Here is a 22,548-nt window from a genome sequence, read left to right on the forward strand (position 1 = left end):
CTTGCCATTCAGCCTCTGTAATTACAAGGCCTTTAGCTTGAGCCGCCGCCCATGCATCTGGGAATAAAGCCCTGCTAAGTTCTTGTCCATCGCGCGGGGCCGTTCCCTCTGGGATGTGTGTGCGGTTATCTTCCCACCAACTGAACAGTAGCGGTAAACCGCCAGCTGGCTTTGCGTCTAACTGTTGCTTAGTGACTGCACCTTTCGGATCTGTGGCGTCACCGGCTAATATTACCGGCCCTGTAAATGTGCCGCCTGTAGTATGCATAAGTAAATCGGGGTTAACGCTTTCAGCAAATTGTTCCGCTTCATCTCTGGCAGTAACTGCCCCATCTTTGCTTTGTGTAGCTATTGTTGCAGCCTCAGATGCAATCGATGCCGAATCTGTCGCCGCCGCAGCAGCATCGCTGGCTGTCGTAGCGGAACCAGAAGCCGATGTTGCAGAACCTTCCGCTGCCGCTTCTGCTGACTGGGCCGCTGTCTTTGCCGCGACCGCTTCATCTCGTGCCGTTTCCGCCCCAGCCACCGCCTCTCCGGCGTTCTCTATCAGCTCCCTGTTATCATCAAACCACGTTTTCGAGTCATTAACCCATGCAGTCAGATCGCTCAAAGATGGAATAACCACAGTGGAACCATCAGGAGCAATAATGGTGACATCGCCTGTACCAGTGGTTATATCTTGCCAGTCTTCTAATAACTTCTGATATAAAGCCAATTGCACGGCTGTTCTACGCGCCAAGTCAGACATTGAATTTGATACAGTCGTGACAATTGCATATTCAGAATTGGTAATTGCTGATGTTAAATTCTTTGTTACTCTTATTTTAGTATCGCTATCGACAGCAAGTATTTCATATATTACAACCTGCCCAGAGCCAGGAATAAATATCATCTGCCCAGGGGCGATTCCAAATATTGGGTTATTCCATAGCGTACCAACACCAGTAATCACATTTGTCCCAGCTACGGACGTGACTGTTCCTGCCTCATACCAAGACATAGCTATATTCCTATGGTTATTGTATTTAGTCGTATATTGAACAATCGATATAATAAATATACTGTTTAAATTTAAACGTTGGTCGTTGACCTTCAATCTGTTCTGAAAAAGTGTTTTGATGCCCGATAGATGTCCCAAACGCTAATGACCAGTTATACCCGAATAAGTAAATACCTAAAGCGGGATTTAACGCGGTAAGCCTTGTTGCTACCAATCCTGGCATCACTGCCACTTGCTTTCCTATATCCGTTATAGACGTCGCATCACCTATATTCACTACTGGATATTTATTAATCATTAATGGAATTGAATCTGTTGAATATGTCAGTTCACCTAACTCATTGAACAACTTTATGCCGTATCCCGAACTAACCAGGGCGATATTAGAGAATATATAAACCCATCCTGACCCCATTCCTTTCGCAGCGGTGAAAGACCAATTAGCCCCTGCATTTGAAAATTTAATCTCAAAAGTGGTGTTGCTGTCTGTCCTATAAAAACCAAGACATGTTTTATTGGATGGAACATTGGTTTGATAGGTATTGTTTGTTGTTATTCTTATTTTCTGTATTAGATTTAATGGGGTAATATCAGGGGATAACCATAAATACCCGTCATCACGTAATATTTGCATTCCATATGACATTATTTTAACACCACCATAAATGGTTGCTCCACAGAGACTCCAGACCAGGTTATGGTATTCCCACTAACAGATATTAATGATGGAGTGGTCCCATAATACGAAATGTAACCCATCTGGATCACGTCAAGACTCCTTCCGAATGAGGTATATGTTTTACTGCCTGACGCTGTAGTTATATAATCAACTATACATGTTGGAGTTAGCAGGGTTAACATATCCCTTCCTGTGGAATCCCTAATCTGTATTCCGTACGCCATCAGGATAGCCCCCGTTGCATTCATAGTTAACTAAAACATCAGCACTCTGCCACCTACCATGCCATTTAGTGTTTAAACTATTTCTAGGTTGAACGTAAACTTTGCCAACTCTATTTGTATAAGTGCGTACTACGCGCACTTTATCCTTATATTTCACGCTATCATAAGTGCTAATGTAGTAAGCGGTACAATCGACTTCTCGTTCATTTGATAGCTGTATCGAACAGCCAGTCAGTGCACTAATACTTACCAATAAGAACGCGCCTAATATTGTTCTGGTCATATACCTCAATCCTTTCGTTTGTCTGAGACATTCTGCCTTGCCCCGCAGTAGCGCCGTTTATTTCTATTGTCCCTGTTCTCATTCCAATGCGAATGCCAGTTGAATTGGAAGCCCAATTTGTCGATTGGAGATAGTCAGTTATTTTTGCAGACTCAATTGTTGCATCACCAATGAATGCTTGATTGATAAATGTCTGACCGTTGACGACAGCGAATGGTGATGAAACATTACCAGCAGGGCCGGAGAGTAATATAAATTGATCAGCATTAAACCCGATTGAGGATTTAGCCACCCCATTAATAAACTCAGCACCAATGACCATCCCTGCATTAACAAGCTGGCCGTTATAGTTAATACCCGCCCGCAGGCTGTAAGTAGCACTTGCTCCGTCACTATCAACCACTGCTGTTAACTTTTCATCAATAGCAGCAGTTTGCTCTTCAAAAGTCGCGGTTACCAATGTTTCAAACTCAGCGAATGCCCGTTCAGCATCAGCGACAGTGGTCGTTAAGTGGATAACCCCAGCTTTATTCTCTCCGTATTGCGCCCATTGCTGCACGATACCCGCATCATTCGCGACAGCGTTCTCCAGAATCGCCTCAGCATTCATGAAATCATTATTAAATAACTGCTGTCCCGCTACAGTGTTACTGATGAAATCATCACCAATAGCTTCGAGAATAGCGCTCGTGTCGGTACTCGACATGCCACGAACCCAATCTATCCACGGCGACTGATTACCGGATTTATCCACGATCCGTGCACGGAACCAAAACACTTGCCCCGCCCTTAATCCCTGCATGGTGTAGTTTCGTTGCGGATACGGTACATCACTCAACAGCATGGCGTCAGTGCCATCGGCAGACAGGCTATATTCAATCTCGGTTTTTAACGCATCTTCGGCTCCTTCTGGATAACCCCAATTCAGAGTGATGCCAAAGAGAATGCCTGTAGTTGCAAACCCAACTGGCATTGGAGGATTGCCCTCTTTGCCGTTTAAAGCTGTTTCAGTGGCGTTGGCCCAGATACTTGATATCTCAGCAGCATTGATAGCTCTGACTCTGCACTGATAGCGCCCGGCGTAAATACCCGTAACATCAAAACTACGTGTAGACGTGCGCGGGGCGGCGATCCAGTTGCCATTATCGCGCCGCCACTCGGCCTCGTAAGCAATTGCACTTTCAGCGGCATCCCATTCTACATGCAAGGTGGTGACAGCAAGCCCTTGAGCTATTGCAGAAAAACTGGTTATTTCAATGTTTTTTGGTGGCGGCTGAACACCTGGTGGAATAATACTAATCGGGCGATCTTCAATAATTGCACCGCTTTCTATCTTGGCCCATTTATTTTCATCGTATTCAATAGCATTAATTTGATAGGCTATTTCCTTCTCGGTTGATGCGTCCTTGATGCCAACAACGCGATAAAGCTGTACTGCCAGATCATCGGAATCAACACTCCAGGCACATTCAGCGGCAGGTAATTCACTGTATACAACACTAACAGTGACCACTTTATCATTCACTGATTGCACCGTTCTTGCCTGCGCCACCCCACTCGGAAGGTTAACAATAAGGCGATCCCCTGGCTTTGCGTCAGGCTTGCGATCAAGCGTAACATTGCGGCCAACTGCGCTACTTATGCGCCCTCCAAGCACTCGCCCAGCCAATAGCTGATCGGCAACCCCAACAACCCAACCCGGCAAGGGAATGCGGCCCTCAAGCCCCACTGTGAACGAAACCGCCCTATCCTTTTCATTGGTATAAAGAACCCACTTACCTCGGCGAATTGCCTCACTGCGCCGAGTACAGCCTATTGCCGTTATGTCAGCATTTAAAGTACCGTAACGCCTAACCAGGGACCGAACGACGACAGGTTCAATATCATCCTGATAACGGTTGTCAGGGTTTGAATATGACACCATCGCCTGGCTGTAATGGGTTCGCTCACTGGCGGAGCTATACTGAAAACCATCTTTCACATTAGCGAGAGAATAAACCATATCAACTGGACGGCTCATATCGGCCAACGCTCTGATCTCGCCGCCAGCCCAATAGAACATGCCAGAAAATATACTAATGATGTCACTCAGTACGTTAATTGCATCTTCTTGTCCTTGGATATAAACATCACATAGGTGACGAGGCTCGGTACCGCCGCGACCGTCAGGGACAAGCTGATCACAATATTTTGCTATCTCGTACAATTCCCATTTTGAGGTTGAGAGATTATTTGCCTTAATCCATTGGCCCAGCCCATATTCCTCATTAATGCAGAGGTCATAGAAAATCCAGGCTGGGTTATTGGTCCATGCCCATTTAAATGTGCCATCCCAAACACCGGAATAAATTCTGTTAATAGGATCATAATTTGATGGAACTCGAATTATGTCCATTTTAGGCTTGCACGTTATTGTCGGGATGTTCTGGAACTGTTTTGCATCAAATTGGATATACAGCAACGCCAGATTTGGGTAGCGCAATTTTGCGTCAACAATTTCGACGACAGCATCAACTAACATCCGATCGGCAACCCGGGCAGTATTTGTAGTATTTGGGGTTATCCTCCGAACGCGGATCTGCCAACCCTCTGTTGACGCTGGCAAATCAATACGGTGAGAGCGCGGATACCCCGTTGTTGATTTACCATCGACCGCAGACCGTAAAACCTCATTGTAAGCCCCGCCACCGGTTGCTAAATCAATCGCGTACTCAACTCGGTATCCAACTACATCACCATTATCGAGCTGTTGCTGCAATGCCGGCCATGACAGGCGAACACGCACGGCAGAGAGATCAGTATTGGTGATTGCCTTAACCCACGGAGTTTCATATTTCAGCTCAACGCCCACGGCAATGTCATTCTGAACATCTGGCATTCCCTGGATATAAGTTTGATGCTGGGTTCCAGGGCGAAACTCCCACTGCACACCGGGAAAATTGACACTGCCGTCCGCATTGCCGATTGGCGTCCCATCCAGAAAAATACGAGTATTATCCAGCCCACCAACCCACTCACCATGGCCCAACACCAGCAGCATCTTTGCAAATGAAGTAGCAATTAGTGAATCTGGTGATTCAACCGGTGTATGACTGTCTGAACTCCCCGCCTTTTTACCCACAATTGCCGACATACTTTTCTCCGGGCGAAAAAAACCGCCCGGAGGCGGTTCAATATTAAAGTTAATAGTTACATCTGATCTTCGGTATAGATGCCTGCTGAAATAATGGCACCGCCGATAATTCGCTCACCGTAACCAATGGGGATAGGGTTTCCCTGCGCCACGGTATTCACTGGTCCACCGAAAGCGTAGCTTGGGGTATTCTCTGCTGATTGCCTTGACGCAAGCCCACCCTGTTGCGGTGATAACATTTGCACCACTCCACCGAGCATCATTGCTGCACCAACTTTAAAAAAACCAGCAGCTAAAGGGCTTGCGGTACCACCAGACATCCATGTCATAACTGCGCCCACAGCTATAAGAACTGCTCCAAGTATTGTTTGGAATATACCGGCTTTCTTACTACCAATAATAATGGGGATAATACGGATAGGTTCTTTCCCGTTAAGACTTAATTCATTCTCACCAATATTCCGTTTTCCATTAAAGACCGCAAATGTAAGCCCCTTGGATTCACTATCAAGCATAAACTGTCTAAACCCCTTAATTTGTAAACTTAGAGCTTCTATTGCTTCTTTATGGTTGGACACATCCCAGTTATATTCCCGCCCGAATTTCTTACCTAAAACTCCACCGAGGGTTATTTTTCTTCGCATTTATTACTCCACGCACAAAAAAAAACCGCCTCTCGGCGGCTTAGTTTCAATTCAAACTTATGGGTTTTATATCTAAGTTTCCGCTTGGGTCAGAAAACAGCCTAACCCCTTTGCTTTGTCCTGCTTTTAAATTAATTTCCTGTTCTGTTGGGAGTTCGTCAGCGATACAGACTTTACCTTCTCCCTGAAACCCAATCATCCACTCCCCAGGCAACAAATAAAAACTAACTTTTTCACCGGGATTTAAACTTGCGGCCTTCTTCCCATTAAGGAATACTGCCGCATAGCATCCCCCCCCAAGGAAACCACTATCTCTGACCACTGTCAGTTGCGAGGCACCTGGTAGCAAGTTTTGATATAAAAATACTCTTTCCTTGGGTGCTTGTAGCGCATTGCTTGGTTTAACAGCGGTTGTAGCGCAACCCGATAGCCCCAACAAAATAATTACCATAAATATATTTTTCATATCGTTACACCCATCAGTTGATTACTGATAATCATAACATCAAGGCTTTATGCCGCAACTTCACTGTTATGCGATCCTGATAATAACCGCCAAATGGCACCCTCTTACTCATATGCCCGTACATATGATGAATCATCATTCCATCGCCGATATAGATTGCTGCATGATTCGGGACCGGGGCGCTGACCTGCATGATAATGACATCACCAGGCAATAACTCGCCGTCAATCTCCACAAACCCCACGCAGCTATAATTATCCATGTATAAATTTTCGGTACCGGATTCCCACCAGCAAGGTGAACGCTCGAAATTGGGCAATTCAATACCTCGTTCCAGTTTGAACCAGTCGCGAATAATGCTGAAGCAGTCCCACACCCCATGCACGAACGGACGCCCCTCAAGTGGTCGCGGTCCTATAACCGGTTCAACTATTCGTAAGTCACCTTCCGGCCAACTGACAATAACCCAGGGTAACTCGGACATGTCACACTGGGCATGATCAACATTGCTGGGCTGGGTTGTTGCATCAGGGTGACTGTGAACAATATGGGTGACACGCCCCCAATCTTCGGCGGCGACGTAATCTTCCGGGTGCAAAATGAAATTATCGCGGGGATCAGTGGACTGATTGCGGCACGGAAAGTATTTTTCCGTTCGTCCATTGCGACAAATTAAACCACAAGCCTCGCGGGGGTAGTCTTTTTCAGCATGCGCAAAAATCGCTGTCTGGGTTTTCTTCTGCATGCTTATCTCCTTAAGAGCGATGAGCCTGGCTCGGCGCCATAAGGCAAAGGTTCAGCACCATGCCGTAGTTTGCAGGCCCGAAGTGATCCGCTGCATTCATCACGACTCGGATCATCGGTTGGGTTATCATTTTCATCAAAATACAGCGAACCGGCATAATCACAGCCCCGCCCCGTTCGATACCAACCTCGCATACAATGACGGCAAACACTCCCCTGAATTTGCTCCCGAGGAATTTTGATACCCTGCATATTGTAAGGACCGGATAAATCGAACTGTATTCCGCCCGGGCCTTCACCTGCTTTGCGGTCGATGAAATAAACATACAATGTTTCATCATCCGGGCTGGCGGAGGGATTACCCTCTAAAAAATTACGCGCATCAAGATAGTGAGAAAAAGTTTTGTGTACCTGTACTTTCGCCTGAGCCAAATCCTGATAAGCGAGACACATTGCGCTGATGGTACCGTCAATGTTTCCCACGCTAAGGGAGGGGGTCGGTGCAGTACCGTCACCGGCTATTTCTATTCCGGCTAACTCCACTGGCCACGGCAAATACTCGACGCCTTGCCACCAGATAGATTTAACGGGAAGTTTGGTGATATCCCCGTCTGCCGCACGTAGCTCTTGGGAGGTGTACGGTATTTTATGGTTATGAAAAAAGAGTTCAGGACCATTAAAGGCGGTGCAATCAACCGCATAAAGCCAAACCTCGTTGCCGGGGTCCAGCGTTTGATAATCGTGTTTTATACCCATATTAAACCTTACGGATGATAAGCAATTTCGAGAGGGACATTGAGCTGAAACATCGGTTTACCGGCTGAGTTTTTACCTTTTGCTGTCGGGTCATATGCCTTGCAAACATAAAGGCCCAACTCCCCCATGGGGTTAGTCCATTCAAAAGCGGTGTGTCCCTGATGTTCATCCAGAAAATCGAGGATTGGCTTGATGTAGTCCCAATCTCCAATAAACTGAAGTGTCCATTCCGTTGACTTGGTGTTTATCCCATCACCGGCCCGCTGGATATACCCGTCACCAAACTGAATCTCTCGGGTTCGAAACTCGGTTTTTGCCGTAGCGTCTATCCGGGGGCAGAACGTGAAGACCTTTATCACTATCTACCCCCTTGGATGGCAGTTGTAATAGCGCCTCGCTGACCTAAATCTTTTTGTATCAACTCTCTGTATTTACTTTCGACGAAACGGCCAATTTCACTGCCAAACTGCTCGTATCCAGATGAAGACTGTGAGCTGGTACCACTGTCATTTATCTCAATGAAAACCTGTGGCGGCGCGCCACCCGCAGTTGATGAAATCTCAGGTTGCCGGGTTGTTAAGGCACGAACACCTAGTGAACCATCTGCTGATCGGGTCAACGGCATAATGGCTTCTGGCCCCGCTTCACCCATAACGCCAGCACCTTTCGCAAAAGCAAAGAACGTCGGTGAACTGACAACCTGCCCGCTATAAGCGCTCAAACTCGGAGAGTCATAAACCCCCCCTTTAGCGTTAAATGACAAACCACTGTAAGCCCCCGTAGAAAAAGCACTACTGGCCGAACCCGCGGCCCCACTCGTCCCCCCCATAAACCCGCTCATTAGGCCGCCAGAAACACCGGTAATGGTCTGCATAATCGAACTGGTAATAAGGGCTTGTGCCGCCATATCAATAAGATTCTTGATAATCGACTGAGATAGTGAGGCAAATAAATTAGACATAGCCTCTTTAGTTGACTGAGTGCCATTCACTAACCCGGTCAACATATTACTAAGGCGGTCTTGAGAATCTTGAAACAAATCCACGGCCATTCGTTGCAAGTCACCTTGTGAGGCGAATAATTGCAAGGATGCCTGGTATTGCTGTTCACGGGTTTCTGTTTCAGAGGCGAGGATGAGCTGATTTTTACGCTGCTCAGTAATCACACCCGCTGCTGCATAGGTCTCTATCAGCGCCTGACGTTTTGCTAATTGGTTACTGAGATTTTGTACCGGATCGACATTACCGGCCAGCTCATCATTCGCGCTGACGGCGGAACGTTGGTTAGCATCGGCTAGCGCAGCTAGATAATCCGTGTGGATCTGCTCTTTGCGGCGATAGAGTTCCTCGGTGCTTTGTATTTCACCCCCCGCAATCTGCCGCTGAAGCTGTTCCTGCGCCTGCCGCTGAGATTCTGCGGCACTGCGGTAAGGATCTGACGCAATAGCAGCGTTGTGGTCTTCCCATCGCTGTTTTGACTCTGTGAGGGTTTTATTCAACCGTTCCAGTTCAGCGCGCTGACCATCAGTATATTTCGCACCAGTTTCAATTGATGCGGCAAATAATGATGCAGCAGCCTCACCCTGTGCCAGTCGAACAGACTCAATCTGTATTTCTTTATTCAGGTTAGCAACAGCTTGCTCATAAGCCTTGGTGGCGCTTTCAGCCGCTTTAGTTGCACTGGCCGCCTTACTCTTTGCTTGCTCATTCGCCTTATTCTGCTCGGACTGATCGTAGTTCCTGAGTTCACCACTGACAAACTTTGATACCTCGGTGGGATCGGTGATTTTGAGCCGCTCAGCTTCCTGCCTGGCGATTTCACTCGCCTGCGCCCTGCCCGAGAGTTTCAATATAGCGAGCTTATCATCCTGCACTTTTTGCGCGTTTTTCAGCTCTTCGCTAACAGGTAAGATCAGGCTGGTAGAATTAAACGCGGCTTTGGCTTGGGTAGCAATATTCAAAGAATGGGTAAAGTTAGCCATCATTCCTGCTGCGATGCCCACTTCTACCTGTTCCAGCTTGAGGATGCCTACCCCCTCCTGAAGTGTGCCATTTAACTGAGCGCTCAGAACATTGGCACCATTTACCGCCCTGCTTTTGTTGTCCTGGGCATCGGTCAGTTCTTTGAGTGCTATCGCCTGATTGTTGAGAGAAACATTCAATTCTTCAGCCGCTTGCTTCCCAATGGTCGATCCCTCACCCCATAAATAAATCTGCCGGCTGTTTCGCTCAACGGCTTCAGTGGTTTTGTCGTAATTCTTTTGCGCATCAGCGACAACAGAAGAAAGTGCCGGTAATGAGTTATTCAGCTTGCCGATCTCAGCCGCTAACTGAACATTCCCCATCTCCCGCATTTTATCAATCAGCCCACCCACGCCACCCGCCAGCTCCGTCGCTGACCGCTTGGCTTGCTCTGACTTTTCATAAAAATAGTAGATTGCACCAGCAGCCAGCATCGCGGCTCCAACAGGGCCACCCACCAGCCCCAGCGCCTTGCTTGCTAGTCCGGATGCGATATTCAAACGCCCCTGAGCCGCCGAAAGAGCATCGGTTGCAGCAGCTTCGGCACGGGACGCAGTGGCAACAGCAGCCGAGTTAACAGCCAGTTGCTTACGAATACTGGCGCGGGCCTTTTCGGTTTGCGCCAATTGTAACTGAGCGACCAACGAACGTTGCGCTGCAACCGCGGATTCTCGCTCGGTCTGAATTTGTAGCAATGATGCCTGAACACCTTCAACCTGCGCAGCAGCCAGGGCAAGCTGCGATCGGGTCGCAGTTATTAGATTGCCGGTTGCACTGGAAATGCTACTGGCCAATCCACCGAAGTACCGTGCTAATCCAAGCCCAACCAACCCGGTACCGGCAGCAACCAGCACATCAATATTATTGGCAGCAGTGGAAATCACGCCGGATATCGCTGCCGTCACACCCATTGCCGTGTTGGCATCCCCGATATAGGCTTTCCAGTGGTTTGACAATTTAGTGATGGCATCCCCGACCGTCGTCGGCATGGCCTCTGCAAGTTCAGCATTACGGTCTTTTGCAGCTATTACTGCCTTGGAAAAGGTATCCATTGATAACTTTCCAGCCGCGCCAAGTTTTTTCACCTCAAGCTCGGTGGTACCTAAATAACGGGCAATATCACCGATAACAGTCGGCATAATTTCCATGATGGCATGCCACTGATCACCAGCAACTTTGCCATTCACCATGGATTTAGACAGTGCATTAATCGCGCTTTCGCCCTTTTCAGCACTGGCGGCATTGATGGTTAGGGCGCTGGAAATTGAATCAATAAAATCAATGGTGCTGGCCGTGGAGAAGCCAAGCTCCTTCATTGAGTTGGCACTGCGTATATATAGCTCGGATTGCTCCTCGATACTTTTATACGTGCGGTCGCTGATCTCCATTAAGCGCTGCTGAACGCTGTTATATTCTTCCTGTGAGCCGGTCGCCATTTTGATTCGAGATGCAATCTGCCCGTATTGGTCTGCTGTACTGATCAGACTACCTACTGCAAATGCCCCGGCAAACATCCCCACCATGCCGCTGGCCGACTCTTTCACGGTGACCAGTTCGCTATTAAGTTCAGCTAATGCACGCTTACTCTGGCGTGTAGCCGCTTCCGCCTTGCGCGAACCACCCTCCATGGTTTTATAATACTCACTCCCCATACGTGAGGCGCGGGCCATCTCCGCCTGATAAGAGGACGAGTTAGCCGTGATTTTAACGATCAGTTCGCGCAATGCCATATCAACACCAGTAAAGTAAAAAACCCGCCGAAGCGGGTTAGGTTATGAGGGATTCAAAGAAAGACTCCAAAGCGGTACTGTCTTCCTCTGTCTCTTCAGGCTCTTTCCATTGCAGCAATAAATCTTCAAGACTGACGTTACCGCCCTGCGACCGATATACTGCGCTGGCTATTTGTGCCGCATGAATATCCCCACGCCGATCCCCAATAGGACTGCCAGCATCAAACTCAATCCACATAGCCAATTCACGCGCTGTCATTGTGGTTTCAAGTTCATGCAGGGTTCGCCCCAGTCGCAATGCCAGCGTCATGAGAAAGGACATGCCCGGCGTGTTTACTTTTTTTCAGCAGTTTCAATATCCTGCTTACTGAGGTCGAGCGCTTCTTTGAGTAAGCGTGCATGCACCGGCCCATAACTTTCAGCTACCAGGGGAATATCTTCATTAGAAAACGCCTGTAGACCACTCTCATCAAGAAGCACATCAACAAACAACGTGACATCTGAGAGAATATTGTTGGTGATCCGGTCCTCAATCGAGGCTTTTACCGTTTTATCTGGGTTCGCCTCGCCTTTTACCGCAACCTCTCGCCAACGTAGCCAGGCACCCGAAGAGGCTTCACGTAGTATCACCGTGGCATCATCCCATTCAGGAACGACCACTGTTTTGTGTCGAAACCCTGAGCGGGGCGCAATAGCCAGTGATCGCAAATCCTTTTTAGCCATAATTATGCAGCCTCAGTAACAGTAAAATTACATGTTGCGGTAAAACCACCATCAGCCGTAGTAAAGGTAACAATTGCGGCGCCATCGTCCAGACCTTCATACTGACCGGTCACCGGATCGACGCTCACAATGGCAGGCGCTGACGAAATGAAAGTACCTGTTTTATTGGTGGCATTAGCCGGTAAAAATGTCGGGATTAACACACCGGTATCACCAACTTCGATAGCAACATTCGATTTGTTTAGCGTGATGCTGGTAACAGGAACATCAGTAGCGGCAATACGAACCGGTTTACCTTTGATGCGCAGTGTGAATGAAGCCGATACAACACCCGAGGTGCCAGCACTCCAACTGTTCTGACGCACTTCAGCAAGATAGGCATAACCATTGCCGCTGGGGAAGACGACCTTGATAGAGCGCATGGTATCGGTTTCGTAGGCTTCATAGAGCGAGTATTGCGCCTCCTCATCCGGACTCCAGTTGCGCGAAATGGTCATTTCTGACGGCGCAGGTAAACCGTTCGTCATTTCCTGCTCTTCAGAACACAGAGTTGTGACGTCGATATCCGCCTTTTGTCCACCGGTAAAGCTGATCTCTTTGGTAGCACAAGCCGCTGACAACCACACCACCGAGCCAGTCGGCAAAGGCTGAGTCGTCACACCAGCAGAAACATAAATTTTCGTGCCCTGCGTTTTTTCATAAATACTGGTCATATTTTTCTCCAGACATAAAAAAACCGCCCGTAGGCGGCTGGTAACTTTCTTTGAGGGTTATTCCCACACCTGAACTTCAAGCAGGGCGCGGAAAAGGGAGGTATCCGGTTCGAAATCAGTGATCTCATTCATCTGAACGGGCGAAAGCGGTTTAATAAGCGCCCTCACCTCACGGCGAATGGCACGGGCCTCGTCAATGGTTCTGGCATAGACATCAATTTGAAGCATCGATGCTGTGGCAGCCTGACCATCCAACACATCATCAGTCATGCTGGATGGCAGAATGAAAACCACCCACGGCGGGGATATTGCCGGGCCACTGCCATCAGTTTTTTGTGGGGCAACGTAAGGGTATACCTGCCCGCCCGCCAAATGTTTGATTAGGGGGTAAACATCAGCCTCGGTCATTTTGCTAATACCTCGTCAATGGACTTAATTGCACGGTCAATCGCAGCCTGTGCAGCAGCGTCGGCTTTAGAGTCAAATGCTGGGCGGATAAAAGGAACGGCGGGGAACTTTGACGTGCCAAGCTCAAGAAAGCGCCAATAGAATGAATTGTTCCTGTTGATCGCTTTCTTGGTGTTGTCGCTATTGGTGCCTGAAGGATTTGCCCCCCTGACCCGAATACCGGCGGTTGCTTCGGTCGCACTCCCTTTACCATTGGCAATGATGATGTTGCGCTTTAGTTTTCCGGTACGTTCTGGCGCGCGGTTTTGGGCCTCCGTTTGAATAACAGCCGCTCCCGCACGAACAGCCTGCCGCAGTACGGTACGGCTTTCGGCTTTACTAAGTAATTCAAGCTCTTTGTCCAGATCCAGCATGCCGGAGAAATCGAGATGTGCGTCAATCATGATTTCACTCCCCGCTTACATAACAGCTCAAGCCGTGTATTATTTTCGGCGGTAATTACTGAAACAATGTCATAAATCTCACCATTGCCAGTCGGAGGCTCATGCACAATTCGATTAGCCGATGTAACAGGAAAAGAACGATAACGACGCATCCAGATCCTGACAGTGGTTTCCGCCAGTTCAGCCCCCGAAGAAATTAGCTCTCGCCCAGAGATATCGGTTATATCAGCTCTAACGGATATTAATTTCTCCCAGTCAGTTACGGGCTGCCCGGATGGGAGAACACCAGAAGCACGTTTCTGAATGGTCACGCGGTATCGAAGTTTGCCTGCTTTCATACGCCGTAAATCCTGTAAGGTTGCAGCAGCGAATCGACTGTAAACTCAAGCTGTTTTGACGTGACGCCAATGACTGTGGCCTCTCGGTTGGTGTACCAGTGACCGATCAGTAGCAAAATGGCTGTATCAATATCCTCTTCATAAAGCAGTCCATCCTCTTCTGAATAACCCTCATCACTGGCTTCAGCATACAACTTGCGGCGGGTATAGTTTTCTACGAAGCGCTCACCGGCCTTAATTCTGGCCTCTAACCAGGCATCATCCTCCGTGAACTCCGGTTCGATGTTGCAGTGATGCTTCACCTGATCCAGTTCCAGCATAGGTTCGCCTTATTTAGCTTTAGTTTTCTTACCACCAGCACTGGAGTCAGGGGTTGGCTCCGGCGCTTCCGGCGCTTCCGGCGCTTCCGGCGCTTCCGGCGCTTCCGGCGCTTCCGCAGGTTGTAATACCTCAGGTAGCTTCGCATAACCTTTTTTCAGGAGTTCACGTCCATGCTGCTCACCCGTTTCAAATTCCTGACCGTGATCAAGAACGCTATAGCCGAAATAAATCTGCTTTAGTGCTATCAATTTCATGATGTTATCTCTGATAAAGCGGCCCGCAGGCCGCTCATTGAGGTGAATTGATTAACCGCCGACAGGTGCAGGAACCGTAAACGCACCGGTAATAAACGCTTCAGGGCGATACACCGCCAGTGCGAGACGCTCTTCGCAACGAATGGTGATCATGTTTTTCTCAAAGTCGTCGGAGTTTTCGGTACTGATCACCACATTGGCGTCTTCGCGGTCAAAAATCTGAGCGCCTGCGTTAAAGGCACCGGTCAGGAACTTGCCTTTGAATGCCGCCGATTCTGTAGCGACAACAGGCAGCCCCCACAAGGTCGGCGTAGTCAATGCTGACGGATTACCCAGGATGTAACGGCCCAATGTGTCTTTGGTCAGTTCGATCTTGGCCCAATCAATAAAGTGCAACACATGACCAGAGGCGGAGAAACGTGCAAGCTGAGACTGCAACATAGCCAGACGCAAATCATCAATGCCGTTCTGTTGGGCAACGTCAAATGACGGATCGAATACTGACGCCTGCGGCATAATCCCTTCAAGATGAACACCGGTACCATCACCGAACAAGATTTCTTGCTCTTCGGCATATTTCAGACCAAAGCGCATTTCAGTATCAATCGTTGATTGTAACTGTGAGAAATCATCAAGGATCTGTTTCGCGGCCTTGAACAAGTGGGCAATAGTGCGAACAGGCGTGATTTTTTCACCGAACTGAATGTCGCTGTAAGGCTTTTGCGTACCTTCAGCGACGACTCGCGCATTGTTGGTAAATCCGGTCTGCTGAACCCAATAAATGGTGCTTGATTGAGTGCGGCCAGGTGCAAGCAAATCACGGATAAACAATCGCTGTTTAGGCGCAACATCGATACCCGGCAGGCGGTGTGGTGCCACAATTTGCCCCGGTACATCGACAGACAATAGTGCGGCTTTCACCGGAATACTGATCCGCTGACTTGCGGCAAGCGTTGATACAAAACCTTTTAACGCCTCGGCTGATACAACCTGCTGACCAATTGATTCAACCGTCTGTACAGCATTATTCAATGGCATTTGGGCAACGTGCTGCTCCAGATCGCCCAAAGCCACTTTGAGGGTTTTCTCTGCTGCTGTCAGAGCGTTAAACTCTAACGCCATTTTGTCTACAGCTTCTTTAGTAGATGCAGAAAGCTGGCCCGCGTTTTTAGCTTCAGTCAGCGCTTCTTCTGCCTTGGCGTTAAACTTGCCAGTGGCCTCTTCCAGTGCTGCGGAAACCTTTTTCAGTACATCGTTTACATCAGACATATATTCTCCAGATTATTGGCACGCCGCTTTCAGTCCACTTAATGCAGACTCGAAGCTAGCTAAAGTTTCAGTATTGATTTCGGTGGTAGCGCTTGGCGTACCGGATGGAGTAACAGCAGCGCCCGGCATGCTGTCGGTTAAGGCTTTAAGTAATTTACGGCGCTCAGAGCGCGGGGTATTGGCTTTTGCCAGCAGCGCATCGAGTTTGCGAATGGCTGCTGATGGACTTTGATCATCATTGGTAATTTCATCAGCCGATAACAAACTGTCTGCGAAGCCTTTTTCGACAGCATCATTGCCCGCAATGTAGGTTTCATTGTCCATCATGGCTGCAATGTCTGCCGCTGGTAGGCCGGTTCTGGCTGAATAGATATCACCCATCGCCCGATCAAAAGGCTCAATATCAATAGCCGCTTTTGCCAGATCGTGACGGTTGCCCATCATGACAATCCAACAGTTGTGGATCATCAGAAACGCACCTCGCCCGACCTGAATCTCATCACCAGCCATGGCAATAATGGAAGCAGCAGAGGCGGCAATCCCCAATACTTTCACCGTGACCTTGCCGCTGTACTCGCGCAGCAGGTTATAGATAGCCAGTCCCTCGAACATGTCACCACCGGGCGAGTTGATGTTAACCGTCACATCCTCGCCGCCCATCGACCGCAACGCGGCAGCAATGCGTTTGGTGCTAACCCCCTCGCCCCAGTAGTCCTGTCCGATTACATCAAAGATTGAAATGCTGTTTTCGCCAGTGTCAGCGGCTTTTAACCCACCGTTCCAGCGCTCTACCGCACTTGGCGCAACCTCACAGGAAACACCCGCGCACGGGTGTCCCACCGGCGCTGCCGGAAGGTTTTTAATTGTCATTGGGTTTTACTCCTAGGCGGCTTGTTTTAGCGGTGACTGTTCAAGCGGGATGTCAGGGAACAGGTATCCGTGAAGCTCAGTGATGGCTTTCGCTTTAACAACAGCGTTATGTGATTTAAGGTCTTCAAGTGCAACAAGGTTAAGTTGCACGGTATAGAGATCCCCGCCCGGTATCGGTGGCAGATTTTCAAGACGGCGAACATCGTTGCGGTTCATCCAGCCATTTTGTAGCGCAGTGGTGTAGTAGGCAGAACGGCCCGCACTGTCGGCGCGCAACAAACCTTCAACAGAGAATTCAGCAAAGTAATCCTCATCACCAGCCAACAGGCAACGGACAATTTCCTGCTCAATATTGACCAACAGCGGGCGTAAGGTGTTGCTCAGAAAAAGGAGGTTCATCCCCTCAACACTGGAAGCCCAGCTGCTTTGCTTGGTCATATGGCCCACCATAAATGGCGGCACCCTGAACCAGCGGCAAATCTCTTCGATACTGAATGCCCGACTCTCCAACATCTGAGCGTCTTCTGGATTCATGGTAACGCTGTGGTACGTGAGATCGGCTTCAAGTACCATGGTTTTACCGGCATTTTTTGAGCCGGTGAATGCAGTCATGCTGCTACGCAGTTTTTCTCTCTGGGCTGTTGTTAGCGCGGTTTTACTGGTCAAAAAACCCGAGTTTTGCATGCCATTTTCAAATACTTTCGCTGCCGACTCTTCGATAGCCATGGCTGAACCAAACACGTCTCGACCGGTATTCATCGGCATTAACCCACACATACCATCCAGGCCAAATCCTCGGATGTGCATCATGGTTTTAACCGGTATCACCCGTTTTTTACCGTTCTCGGTATAGGTGTACTCGAGTTGGCCGTTATCAAGGCGCTTAACTACCATATTCTGTGGCAGTAACGGAATAAGAGAAACTACACGATCACCAATCATTCTCTTTTCTATGAACGCATTGCCCCGCAAACAGATACTGGCCACCAGCATTAGCATAAAGCGCGAAGGGGTCATTTCGGAATTTGGACTACGGCATAACACGGGATACAGCGGGTGATCAGTTGCTGTGCCTCGGGAGCCGTCCGGCATTCGCTTATACAATTTTAGGGGGAGAGTCGAAACTGACTCACTGATAAGCCGGACACATGCCCAGGCTGCGGCCAACTGAATAACTTTATCCGCCGTGACCACCTTACCGCTGCTGCTGGTGCCAAACCATTCTTGAAAGAAAGTGCCAGTAGTGAGGCTAATTGGCACACCAAGCCAGTTAAGGAGCGCGCTTTTAACGCGCCCCGGATGTTTATTTCGTGCCATTAGATACCTACTATTATTGGGTTATCAAAGAAACCATCCAGATCGCCCTCCTCCTCAATATCGACATCTTCAGCAGCGCCGATTGCCATTGCAGAAGCAACCACGCCATCAATGCGGCCGGTGCTTTTCTTCTTGGCAAAGATACGGTTATCTTTCTGGTCTGCTTCGAGTACCGCTGAGGCTGCATTCCAGCGCAGGCAAGGGTTACGCTTGATAATCAACTCTTTGTCATTGAGTTTTTCCTCAAACAACTCGATGGAACGCGGCATCCATAAACCGGATTCCTGCGCTTTGTAATAGCCCTGCCCATGCGGTACCAAAACGACACTGACCGAGTTGCTTTCCAGTTCAAGCTCAAGGTATTTGATGCGGTATTGGTCACAAGCGATGCATTTGATATCAAACATGGCTGTTAGCTCACCGAATCGGTGAGCAACAAAACCATAGTTCACCGCCTTGCCCGGTGGTGCTTGAATAAAACCCGCCTTTAGCCATTTGTCGTAAGGCACTCGGTCGGTTTTAGCACGCTCGAGCAAACTGTCTTTAGGTGTCCAGAACTCAACAAATAACTTGTTATGCTTGGGAAAAAACAGCGCCAGTGCGGTTAAGTCGCGGGAGCCTGACAAATCGAGTCCGCCATAGCATTCCTCTCCCGCCAGTTCATCAATATCGAATTCGTCTTCACAGTCCATCCAGGTATCACCGCCGATCCACGGCGTGGCTGATTCTACCCATTCACAAAAGTTGAGGCGGCGCACGATGCTTTCTTTGGCGGGCATCCCTCGGGCTGCGGTAACCTGTTCGCGCAGGTATTTAAGTTCAAATGTTTGGCCCAGCGAGGGGTTAGCTTTGCCCCAGCAAGATTCGTCTTTAAATGGGTCGTCACCTTCGTCCAGTGAACAGATAAAACTAAAGAAGCTGTCATCTTCCTGATCGCCGCTTGCGACCTTTTTGCCGTATTCGTGATAGTCATAGCAAACGCTGGTCTTATCATGGCCGCTGTTAGTGATTAGGAATATCAGAGCCTGACGCCGCCCTTTGGTACCGGCGCGCATCATCTCAACAACCTGATTGGTTTTATGTTCGTGAACTTCGTCAATTAGTGCGCAGTGGGGGCGCGGGCCAGATTGTCCATCGTCTGAGCTGATGGGTTTAAAGAATGAGCCGGTTTGCAGGAATGCCAGATTCCACACGTTTAAACCGGTACCGGATTTAACCACCCGCTGAGAGAGTGCCGAAGACTGATCGACCATTGAGACAGCATCGCGAAACAGGATCATGGCCTGGTCTTTTTTGGTCGCAGCCGCGTAAACTTCGGCCCGTGGTTCTTTGTCGGCTATCATACAGTAAAGACCGACACCACCGGCCAGTGGGGATTTGCCCGAACCTTTGCCCGACTCCACATACACCATGCGAAAACGTCGGGTGCCGTCACTGGATTTCCAACCAAAAATAGAGCCGATAACAAAGCATTGCCACGACAACAAAATAAACGGCTTGCCTTCGTAGTCGCCACCATTGAGTTTTAATATGTTGGCAAAAAAGGCAATAACACGGGAAACCGCTTCGACATCCCAAACTAATCCGCGCGCGGGGCCAAGTTCCAGATCCCGCAAATGTCTTTCACAGGCATGGCGAATATCGGGGCCTGCCACTATTTTCCCTGACGTCACATCGGTTGCATATTGTGTTACTGGATCAACTGAAGAACTGGGCGAGCGGGTCTTCTTTTTCTTCTCCGCCATTTACATTCACCTTTGATCTCGCGGCTGGGGTCAGGCCGAATTCAATTAAGTAGCCTTTGAAGCGGCGATCCGCATCGGCAAGCTGCCCTACGGCGGGATGTCCTTTAATAAGAAAATCACCCATCTGGGTTTTGGTCGTATAGGTGTTGCCCTCGATATCAATCTGCTGCCGCAACCGAAGGATTTCCGCATATAGATCACAAAGGCGTTCCAGTGCCATGGTATCGGCGACGGTCAACACGCCCATCTGATCCAGCAATAAGGTCAGCCGCCCCCAAGCCGCCTTGCCCCAGTCAGTTAAATGAGCGGGAGGACTTGGGATTTCTCGGGCGGGTTGAGGTTCGTTTTTATTCAGTGGGCGCTTGCCCGGATTACCGGTGACCACCTTCAAGTGGGTCGGTTTTGGTCGGCGTCCAGCCATGGAAAACCTCCCAAAAAAAAGTTTTCAATTCGCGGTTGTGCACAGAAATGACGATGATAGGTCATTGGGGATCAAAGCCCTGAACTTTCACCCCACCCTCCCCCTTTGATAGTCATTATCATTTGAGGTGATGGGATTCATTATCATTTGTTCCAGTGTGAGTTAGGGTCAATCGGCATGCCATCATCGGTACACCCCGTTACACGACCGCTCTTCTCTTGCCGTTGCTTCGTTGAGCTATGGTGTGGGGTGCATAATGATTGCCAGTTCTTTCTATCCCAGAATAGTTTCTGAGCCTTGGCTATCTGGACTAAGTTGCCAGACATCAAGGCTTCTTTGAGTCGATGCGGTTCGATGTGATCAACGACTGTTGCGGCTTCTATCCGTCCCTGTTGTTGGCACATCACACACAGGGGATTGTCACGCAAGAAAGCCACTCGAGCCTTGGCCCATCGGCTACCGTATACCCTTGGCTCTTTCATGGGTTATCTGATGAATGAGTCACGGTGGCTAAGTCGGCTGATACTTTCCTCTACTGACCGCACAGCTTTTGATAGAGCAACAAAGTCTTCATTTCGCTGATGATCAATACGTTCAAGCTGATGCCGAGTATCGGTGGCATTAGTGATGATGGCCGCAACGTTATCCTGAAGCTCTTTAATGGAAGCCAGAGAGGATTCAATCTTTGAGGCGCGAACTGCTCCACCTAATATAAAGCTATCAATATGAATGCCAGTACGGAGCAAGTATGTTTGGCCGGTATCGACAGCGAAGGGGGTGGGCATGGCATTAAGGATTTCACTAGCATCAGAGCTAGCCTTGCCCTTTACTGTAGGGCTACGGAATGATTCCCCCCCGTCGTTATCATAGAAACGCACATGGCACTCAGTGTCTTGACCGGCAGGTAAGTTATTAACTAAATAGCTCTGGTATGAATTCGAGATAGGCCGACTGCACATCTCTATTGTTTCATCGCCACGGCGATATTTGCTGTATATCCGAACCTTTCCGGGCCACCAAACGTTCCAGCTAACCACAACACCAAACACTGCTGGCGTGACATCAATAAGATTAGCCAGTGTAACTTTCTTAGTTTGTAGTGGTTCTTGGGTTAACTGCTTTTGTAGCTCAACAGCCCGCTCTAACTTGGTAATCAAGCTATCAATCGGGCCAGTATCAACACTGACTTTAATCTCAATCGTATTCATTTGGAGTTTCCTGCTGGTTGGTTTACTTGTTTTTGATTAAAAGCCGGTGATTTTTGACACCAGAGAAATTTCACCCAGCGTGTTTATGCTGCTTTTATCGTTGGACAATCGCCGATTTCAGAATTAAATAAAATGCCACCAGCCTGTTAATGCTCAGGGTGAGCGGTGGGCAACAAGTGGTAGCATTGCTTATCGTGTATTGTCGCAACCACTCATTGAATGGCTGCTGCAATACAGGCCGTCTCTCCGGCTGTCACATCGCTTCTTCCACCACGGCTGATGTTGCCGCCAATGCCCTGACTATCACGGAGGGGTGTTGGTTATTATTGATTCCGCCTGTACGCTCAATGGACAAGGAGCCACGTCAGTGCTAATACAGGCAGGCAGCGATAACCGGCGCGGGAAATAAAAAACCACCAACTTATTAGGCTAGTGGTTTAGGTTGTGCATTATCGATGGCGCTCATTGAGTACCATCTGTAATGCTTTTACTCTTTGTCACGTAAAAAGCTTTTGATGAAATCAGGGTTAGGGTATCGATAATTAATTATGTCTGGGGGCATCTTCATGAACCGATTTTCAGCACCTTTAACTGACACAAAGCAACTATGAACACCACATACGGTTGTATCTATTCGTTCGTCATACTCAAACAACAGTTCAGCCATCTTTTCTTGCCACTCGTCTGACATTGCCTGCATGAACACTCTAGGCATGACACAGAAAGAGGCGTGGTCTAATCCGAACCATAGTTGCAGGTCTTTACGATCATCATCATCCATCGTCTTTACCTTTGTTAATTATTAAAAAGCCCCGCTATTGCGAGGCTTCAGATGAAT

General features: G+C 48.6%; 24 protein-coding genes and 2 pseudogenes. All 26 read right to left on the reverse strand.

All coding sequences use genetic code 11. The annotated features are described in order from the left end of the window. A pseudogene (locus ACNSO8_RS21645) lies at positions 1 to 1,000 on the reverse strand (phage tail protein); the annotation flags it as partial. A gap of 25 nt (positions 1,001 to 1,025) precedes the next feature. Further along, complete coding sequence (locus ACNSO8_RS21650; protein WP_342229795.1) at positions 1,026 to 1,646, reverse strand: hypothetical protein; 621 nt, start codon at positions 1,644 to 1,646, stop codon at positions 1,026 to 1,028. Positions 1,647 to 2,142: 496 nt separating this feature from the next. Next, entirely contained in the window at positions 2,143 to 5,319 is a 3,177-nt protein-coding gene (locus ACNSO8_RS21655) for a host specificity protein J (RefSeq protein WP_418395841.1), read from the reverse strand. Positions 5,320 to 5,375: 56 nt separating this feature from the next. Continuing rightward, positions 5,376 to 5,963, reverse strand: a complete 588-nt coding sequence (locus tag ACNSO8_RS21660; RefSeq protein ID WP_342229797.1) for a tail assembly protein — start codon at positions 5,961 to 5,963, stop codon at positions 5,376 to 5,378. 46 nt (positions 5,964 to 6,009) lie between these two features. Continuing rightward, positions 6,010 to 6,429: a hypothetical protein gene (locus tag ACNSO8_RS21665; RefSeq protein ID WP_050879465.1), complete on the reverse strand. Its 420-nt coding sequence runs from the start codon at positions 6,427 to 6,429 to the stop codon at positions 6,010 to 6,012. A gap of 31 nt (positions 6,430 to 6,460) precedes the next feature. Beyond that, entirely contained in the window at positions 6,461 to 7,174 is a 714-nt protein-coding gene (locus ACNSO8_RS21670; RefSeq protein ID WP_418395842.1) for a C40 family peptidase, read from the reverse strand. Positions 7,175 to 7,176: 2 nt separating this feature from the next. Further along, positions 7,177 to 7,929: a phage minor tail protein L gene (locus tag ACNSO8_RS21675; protein ID WP_342229800.1), complete on the reverse strand. Its 753-nt coding sequence runs from the start codon at positions 7,927 to 7,929 to the stop codon at positions 7,177 to 7,179. An 8-nt stretch (positions 7,930 to 7,937) separates the two neighbouring features. Further along, entirely contained in the window at positions 7,938 to 8,288 is a 351-nt protein-coding gene (locus tag ACNSO8_RS21680; protein ID WP_418395843.1) for a phage tail protein, read from the reverse strand. Then, a complete protein-coding gene (locus ACNSO8_RS21685; RefSeq protein ID WP_418395844.1) occupies positions 8,288 to 11,680 on the reverse strand; it encodes a tape measure protein in 3,393 nt (1,130 codons plus the stop codon). Before ACNSO8_RS21685 ends, ACNSO8_RS21680 begins: the two co-directional genes overlap by 1 nt. Before the next feature lie 37 nt (positions 11,681 to 11,717). After that, positions 11,718 to 11,990, reverse strand: a complete 273-nt coding sequence (locus ACNSO8_RS21690; protein WP_411928245.1) for a phage tail assembly protein T — start codon at positions 11,988 to 11,990, stop codon at positions 11,718 to 11,720. A 23-nt stretch (positions 11,991 to 12,013) separates the two neighbouring features. Continuing rightward, positions 12,014 to 12,403 carry a phage tail assembly chaperone gene (locus ACNSO8_RS21695; protein WP_418395845.1) on the reverse strand — a complete coding sequence of 130 codons (390 nt, stop codon included), beginning with the start codon at positions 12,401 to 12,403 and terminating at the stop codon, positions 12,014 to 12,016. Positions 12,404 to 12,405: 2 nt separating this feature from the next. Further along, on the reverse strand, positions 12,406 to 12,654 hold the full coding sequence (locus ACNSO8_RS21700; RefSeq protein WP_418395883.1) for an Ig-like domain-containing protein: 249 nt from the start codon (positions 12,652 to 12,654) through the stop codon (positions 12,406 to 12,408). Further along, positions 12,655 to 13,116 (reverse strand): annotated as a pseudogene (locus ACNSO8_RS21705) (phage tail tube protein); the annotation flags it as partial. Between the two features lie 57 nt (positions 13,117 to 13,173). Continuing rightward, on the reverse strand, positions 13,174 to 13,524 hold the full coding sequence (gene gp17, locus ACNSO8_RS21710) for a tail completion protein gp17 (RefSeq protein WP_418395846.1): 351 nt from the start codon (positions 13,522 to 13,524) through the stop codon (positions 13,174 to 13,176). Then, the gene (locus ACNSO8_RS21715; protein WP_342229804.1) at positions 13,521 to 13,967 is read right to left on the reverse strand and encodes an HK97-gp10 family putative phage morphogenesis protein; all 447 of its coding nucleotides are present in this window, start codon (positions 13,965 to 13,967) and stop codon (positions 13,521 to 13,523) included. Before ACNSO8_RS21715 ends, gp17 begins: the two co-directional genes overlap by 4 nt. Beyond that, positions 13,964 to 14,305: a phage head closure protein gene (locus tag ACNSO8_RS21720; protein WP_408573217.1), complete on the reverse strand. Its 342-nt coding sequence runs from the start codon at positions 14,303 to 14,305 to the stop codon at positions 13,964 to 13,966. The genes ACNSO8_RS21715 and ACNSO8_RS21720 overlap by 4 nt, the downstream gene beginning before the upstream one ends. Continuing rightward, complete coding sequence (locus tag ACNSO8_RS21725; protein WP_221866428.1) at positions 14,302 to 14,625, reverse strand: head-tail connector protein; 324 nt, start codon at positions 14,623 to 14,625, stop codon at positions 14,302 to 14,304. The genes ACNSO8_RS21720 and ACNSO8_RS21725 overlap by 4 nt, the downstream gene beginning before the upstream one ends. Before the next feature lie 9 nt (positions 14,626 to 14,634). Beyond that, on the reverse strand, positions 14,635 to 14,880 hold the full coding sequence (locus tag ACNSO8_RS21730) for a hypothetical protein (RefSeq protein ID WP_418395847.1): 246 nt from the start codon (positions 14,878 to 14,880) through the stop codon (positions 14,635 to 14,637). Positions 14,881 to 14,931: 51 nt separating this feature from the next. Continuing rightward, on the reverse strand, positions 14,932 to 16,149 hold the full coding sequence (locus ACNSO8_RS21735; RefSeq protein WP_418395848.1) for a phage major capsid protein: 1,218 nt from the start codon (positions 16,147 to 16,149) through the stop codon (positions 14,932 to 14,934). 12 nt (positions 16,150 to 16,161) lie between these two features. Continuing rightward, complete coding sequence (locus ACNSO8_RS21740) at positions 16,162 to 17,019, reverse strand: head maturation protease, ClpP-related (protein ID WP_418395849.1); 858 nt, start codon at positions 17,017 to 17,019, stop codon at positions 16,162 to 16,164. Between the two features lie 12 nt (positions 17,020 to 17,031). Further along, the gene (locus tag ACNSO8_RS21745; protein WP_418395850.1) at positions 17,032 to 18,336 is read right to left on the reverse strand and encodes a phage portal protein; all 1,305 of its coding nucleotides are present in this window, start codon (positions 18,334 to 18,336) and stop codon (positions 17,032 to 17,034) included. Further along, a complete protein-coding gene (locus ACNSO8_RS21750) occupies positions 18,336 to 20,081 on the reverse strand; it encodes a terminase large subunit (protein WP_418395851.1) in 1,746 nt (581 codons plus the stop codon). Before ACNSO8_RS21750 ends, ACNSO8_RS21745 begins: the two co-directional genes overlap by 1 nt. Further along, entirely contained in the window at positions 20,035 to 20,502 is a 468-nt protein-coding gene (locus ACNSO8_RS21755) for a phage terminase small subunit P27 family (RefSeq protein ID WP_418395852.1), read from the reverse strand. Before ACNSO8_RS21755 ends, ACNSO8_RS21750 begins: the two co-directional genes overlap by 47 nt. Before the next feature lie 143 nt (positions 20,503 to 20,645). Then, positions 20,646 to 20,984, reverse strand: a complete 339-nt coding sequence (locus tag ACNSO8_RS21760; protein WP_418395853.1) for an HNH endonuclease signature motif containing protein — start codon at positions 20,982 to 20,984, stop codon at positions 20,646 to 20,648. 3 nt (positions 20,985 to 20,987) lie between these two features. Continuing rightward, on the reverse strand, positions 20,988 to 21,710 hold the full coding sequence (locus ACNSO8_RS21765) for a hypothetical protein (RefSeq protein ID WP_418395854.1): 723 nt from the start codon (positions 21,708 to 21,710) through the stop codon (positions 20,988 to 20,990). A 487-nt stretch (positions 21,711 to 22,197) separates the two neighbouring features. Further along, positions 22,198 to 22,491: a hypothetical protein gene (locus ACNSO8_RS21770; RefSeq protein WP_418395855.1), complete on the reverse strand. Its 294-nt coding sequence runs from the start codon at positions 22,489 to 22,491 to the stop codon at positions 22,198 to 22,200. Positions 22,492 to 22,548 lie beyond the last annotated feature (57 nt).

Source organism: Yersinia sp. LJYL362, assembly GCF_048323875.1.